We start from the raw sequence: 3,919 nt of genomic DNA, 5'->3' as shown, positions 1-3,919 counted from the left end.
ATCTTGAACCTCTTTAAGAACGTTTGAATCTTTGATGGGTAAGACAACTTGTTGCATAAGCTGTTAGTTCCTTTACTTTAAAATTAATTTAGTTGCAGAAAACCTAAAAATCGAATATTATAATGTAGTACGATGGTAAACTTAAAGGAGGCGGATTAGAATGAGTAATACTATTATTAAAAACAAGACAATTTCAACTCGTGTAACACCTGACATTAGTGAACGGGCTAAAGCTAATCTAGCAAAACAAGGGCTAACCGTTTCTGAGTATATACGCTTATCGTTAGTTAAAGCGGCCAATAATGAAGTTCGATTAGTCAGCTTTTTAGATTCTCCGGAAGCCTTAGCCGCTAAAAAAGAAGCAGAAACAGGGCAGGTCAAAAACATTGGTTCATTGACTGACTTTGAAGATTGGATCGATAAGTTAGATGCAAATTAAACAGACCAAATCTTTTGAACGTGAATTAAAAAAACTAGTCAAAAAACATTTCCCAATAACTGTCTTGAAGCCTTGTTTAGAAGCAATTGTTGAACAAGATGTACTTGTTTTGAAACAGATTAAAGATCATGCATTAAAAGGAAATTGGCGTGGCTATCGTGAATTTCACCCTGCCAGATATGGAAACTATGGTAAAAATTATGACAACTGGATTGTTATTTATCAGCTAGATCATGATGAATTGATTTTGTTATTGGTTGCAACTGGCTCCCATGAAATCTTGAATCAATAGCTATAGTTTAGGGGCACTTATAAAAAAATAAATTAAAATAGCCCCCAATATCTACATTATAGATATTGGGGGCTATTTTAACAATGTTTTTGAGGGGCTATTGTGATAGTTATAGCCCCTATGTCAATTAAAAATAGCAGTTTATGTATTAATTTATTTAGTTAAGACAAGAATATTAATCAATCTTAAAGTCTTACAGAGATTTATTGCGAAATAAGATCTATAATTCAAATAACTATTAAAAGACAGGGGTTAGTATTATGAATTTATTGCGGATGAAGCTAAAAAACTTTCGTGGATATAAAAAGGCAGACATTAGATTTGATGACCAAATGACAACGATTATAGGAAAAAATGATATAGGTAAATCAACTATAGTTGATGCACTGGAAATTTTTTTTTAATAATTCGACAGTCAAATTAGATACGGATGATGCTTACATAAATGGAGATCCTAAAGATGTTGAAATAACATGTGAATTTTCTAATATTCCTAAAAAAATCATAATAGATGAGTCTCAAACAACAAATTTACGTGATGAATATTTAGTAACCGAAAATGGAAACTTAGCAATAAAAAAACTTTATGATCTATCAGGGAAAAATCCTAAAACAAAGGTTTATGCGCTAGCAAATTACCCTGACAATCCCGAATTAAAGGATATTCTTTATGCGACACGTCAAAAATTAAAAACAACAGTTAAAAAACTAGATCCGTTATATCAAGAAGGAGTTAATTTTAATATCAATGCTTCACTAAGGGCAGCCATTCGAAAATCATGCAACATAACTACATATTCCACGAAAGAAATAGACCTTGCGAAAGTCGAAGGCAAGTTGTTGTTACCTAAATTAGAAAAATATTTACCTGTTTTTGCACTCTTTCAATCTGATAGGCCCTCTACTGATTCTGATTCAGAAGTTCAAGATCCCATGCATGCAGCAACTAAAGAATCTTTGGCTAATGGCAAATAATTCACGTAGTGGATTATTGCCGATCTAGGCTAATGCTTAAAAGCTGGGCGCCTTATGTCACATTCTCCTAACTTTTAATACCATTCAGGCTTATCACCATCGGTGTTTGGTTTATTTAAACCAACCGAATGCCGAATTTCTTGACTAGGATCTTGCACTAATTTAGTGACAAACGCCGCGACACTTTTACGAGCAACTTCAGTGCCTTTAAACGGCTCGCCTTTCTGGGTTGTCTCGTAATCGATCTCGTCTTTATTGGACAACCATGCCGGGCGCACAATCGTGTAATCAAGGTCGGAGGCTTCGATCACTTTAGCTGCCGCACTATAAGTCTGCAAATAGCCGCCATCTAACATCTGATGATTCCATTTGCCAAATTCACCGGGAACTTCATCATAAATACCCAATGTAGAGATCCAGATCAGTCGCTTAACGCCAGTCTGTTGCATCGCCGCCACAACTTTAGTCGCCTGCTCTTCAATATTAGCACCAGCTAAATTAGCATAGACAATATCTTGTCCGTGCATCGCCGCCACTAATTGTTCCGGCTTCGTCGTGTCACCATCGATCACCTTTTCGCGATTGCCAGCAACATTGCCGAGCCGTTCAGGACGCCGTAAATACAGTGTTAATTGCGCATCCGTTTCTGCTAAAAGCCGTTGTTCCGCTAAACGAGCGATTTTACCAGCGGCCCCAAGAATCAATACATTACTCATGATATCCTTCTTTCCATTCGTTTGCTCAAACTACATTTTAACTGTAATACTAATAATTACATTTCGCAACTGAAGCGAATGAAAAGTTTTATTTACGTTTAAATCGTTGCCAGCCCAACTGCAGTTTACTACGTAAATGTTGTACCGCTAAATACTGTTGCCGTGTGCGTTCCAACCGTTTATAGCGCTGCCGATTCTTTTTATAGAATTCCTGATGAAAGTTTTCCGCTGGCCAAAATTTTTGCGCCGGCTCAATCGCCGTCACGATCGGCTTTTTATATTTGCCTGACGCCGCTAGCGCTTGCTTCGAGGCCATGGCAATTGCTTGCTGCTGTTGATCACGCACGAAAATCACCGGCCGATAATGACTGCCGCGATCATTCATTTGTCCCTGATCATCAGTGGGGTCGATCAGCTGCCAAAATAAATTGACTAGATCGGCGTACTTTACAATGCGCTGATCAAAAATAATTTCCACCGCCTCAACATGGCCGGTATATTGACCAATCACCTGATCGTAGCTGGGATTTTCGGTGTGACCGCCAGTATAGCCCGAAATCACCGCGATGATCCCTGGTCGCGCATCAAACGGCTCAACCATACACCAAAAACAACCACCGGCGAAAATTGCCCGCGCTTCATACGGCTGGTCGGCCGCATAGTGGCGGGAAAGATCAAATTTGGCGGCCAATTCAGGCTCACCGGTAATTTTGTGATAAAAATCAGTCATGTCGGGGGTCAGATTATTGCGCAGCGCCAAAGGTCGTAAGCTAGCTTCCAATCGTGCCAACTCCGTATTAAAAGTAGCACCTGCAGCAACGGCTTTTTTCAGCTTAACTAGTTGCGCTCGCTCCCAGTCACGAGTTGCTGGGTTGAGGATCAAATTGTAAATGTCATTAAGTTGTGCTTCCTGCACCGGTGTCATGACGCCACTACCTTGTCCGCAGATTTACCTGTATTATCGGTGATGTTGCGCGGAAATGCACTAAATTTGATTGTAAAAAATAGCGCCATCAATTAGGCGCTATTTTACAAACATTGATTTAAGACTCTTCTAAAACTTTAGTGCTAACGCTAGGTAACATCTCATCGGTTCTAAACTCATTGATTTAACACTCTTCTAAAACCGTCGTGGTGCCTGAAACCACATAAATCAGGGTTCTAAACTCATTGATTTAACACTCTTCTAAAACCGGTACCACGAATAATCGGTTCATGGTTGGGGTTCTAAACTCATTGATTTAACACTCTTCTAAAACTGCTCTACCACTCATGCCATAGTCCTTAGCGGTTCTAAACTCATTGATTTAACACTCTTCTAAAACGCTGTTGGCCAACGTAGATCAGATTATAATGGTTCTAAACTCATTGATTTAACACTCTTCTAAAACAAGCCCTAAATAATACGTTTTGTCTCTCCGGGTTCTAAACTCATTGATTTAACCTGAATTATTCACCATAAGTTCTCCAAGTACAGTGTCACCCCGTTATCATGGG

The 3,919-nt window shown here is 38.9% G+C and carries 6 protein-coding genes and 1 CRISPR repeat array; of the genes, 4 read left to right on the top strand and 2 right to left on the bottom strand.

The annotated features are described in order from the left end of the window. The first annotated feature begins 160 nt into the window (after nucleotides 1-160). The 4 genes from FD20_RS12020 to FD20_RS12010 all read left to right on the top strand — a co-directional run bounded on the left by FD20_RS12020 (nucleotide 161) and on the right by FD20_RS12010 (nucleotide 1,706). Complete coding sequence (locus FD20_RS12020; protein ID WP_003625288.1) at nucleotides 161-439, top strand: plasmid mobilization protein; 279 nt, start codon at nucleotides 161-163, stop codon at nucleotides 437-439. After that, nucleotides 429-731, top strand: coding sequence for a type II toxin-antitoxin system YafQ family toxin (locus tag FD20_RS12015; protein WP_005917927.1), 303 nt, complete (start codon nucleotides 429-431; stop codon nucleotides 729-731). Before FD20_RS12020 ends, FD20_RS12015 begins: the two co-directional genes overlap by 11 nt. A 260-nt stretch (nucleotides 732-991) precedes the next feature. Then, nucleotides 992-1,135, top strand: coding sequence for an AAA family ATPase (locus FD20_RS13125; protein ID WP_083489145.1), 144 nt, complete (start codon nucleotides 992-994; stop codon nucleotides 1,133-1,135). Then, complete coding sequence (locus FD20_RS12010; RefSeq protein ID WP_057738822.1) at nucleotides 1,113-1,706, top strand: AAA family ATPase; 594 nt, start codon at nucleotides 1,113-1,115, stop codon at nucleotides 1,704-1,706. Before FD20_RS13125 ends, FD20_RS12010 begins: the two co-directional genes overlap by 23 nt. Before the next feature lie 74 nt (nucleotides 1,707-1,780). Here FD20_RS12010 and FD20_RS12005 read toward each other — a convergent pair whose 3' ends face one another. After that, a complete protein-coding gene (locus tag FD20_RS12005; protein ID WP_057738820.1) occupies nucleotides 1,781-2,422 on the bottom strand; it encodes an SDR family oxidoreductase in 642 nt (213 codons plus the stop codon). Nucleotides 2,423-2,510: 88 nt separating this feature from the next. Then, nucleotides 2,511-3,347: a peptide-methionine (S)-S-oxide reductase MsrA gene (msrA, locus tag FD20_RS12000; RefSeq protein ID WP_057738818.1), complete on the bottom strand. Its 837-nt coding sequence runs from the start codon at nucleotides 3,345-3,347 to the stop codon at nucleotides 2,511-2,513. Between the two features lie 100 nt (nucleotides 3,348-3,447). After that, a CRISPR array of direct repeats spans nucleotides 3,448-3,813; the repeat unit is 36 nt; unit sequence GGTTCTAAACTCATTGATTTAACACTCTTCTAAAAC. Nucleotides 3,814-3,919: the final 106 nt, after the last annotated feature.

The organism is Liquorilactobacillus uvarum DSM 19971 (genome assembly GCF_001434935.1).
Lineage (GTDB): Bacteria > Bacillota > Bacilli > Lactobacillales > Lactobacillaceae > Liquorilactobacillus > Liquorilactobacillus uvarum.
Note: the sequence above shows the minus strand (reverse complement) of the source record. Positions and strands in the feature narration are given on the sequence as shown.

Bases quoted from the DNA above. Each gene is read 5' to 3' on its own strand.
- FD20_RS12020 (WP_003625288.1), top strand. From the start codon at position 161: ATGAGTAATACTATTATTAAAAACAAGACAATTTCAACTCGTGTAACA.
- FD20_RS12005 (WP_057738820.1), bottom strand. From the start codon at position 2,422: ATGAGTAATGTATTGATTCTTGGGGCCGCTGGTAAAATCGCTCGTTTA.
- msrA (WP_057738818.1), bottom strand. From the start codon at position 3,347: ATGACACCGGTGCAGGAAGCACAACTTAATGACATTTACAATTTGATC.
- FD20_RS12015 (WP_005917927.1), top strand. From the start codon at position 429: ATGCAAATTAAACAGACCAAATCTTTTGAACGTGAATTAAAAAAACTA.
- FD20_RS12010 (WP_057738822.1), top strand. From the start codon at position 1,113: ATGCACTGGAAATTTTTTTTTAATAATTCGACAGTCAAATTAGATACG.
- FD20_RS13125 (WP_083489145.1), top strand. From the start codon at position 992: ATGAATTTATTGCGGATGAAGCTAAAAAACTTTCGTGGATATAAAAAG.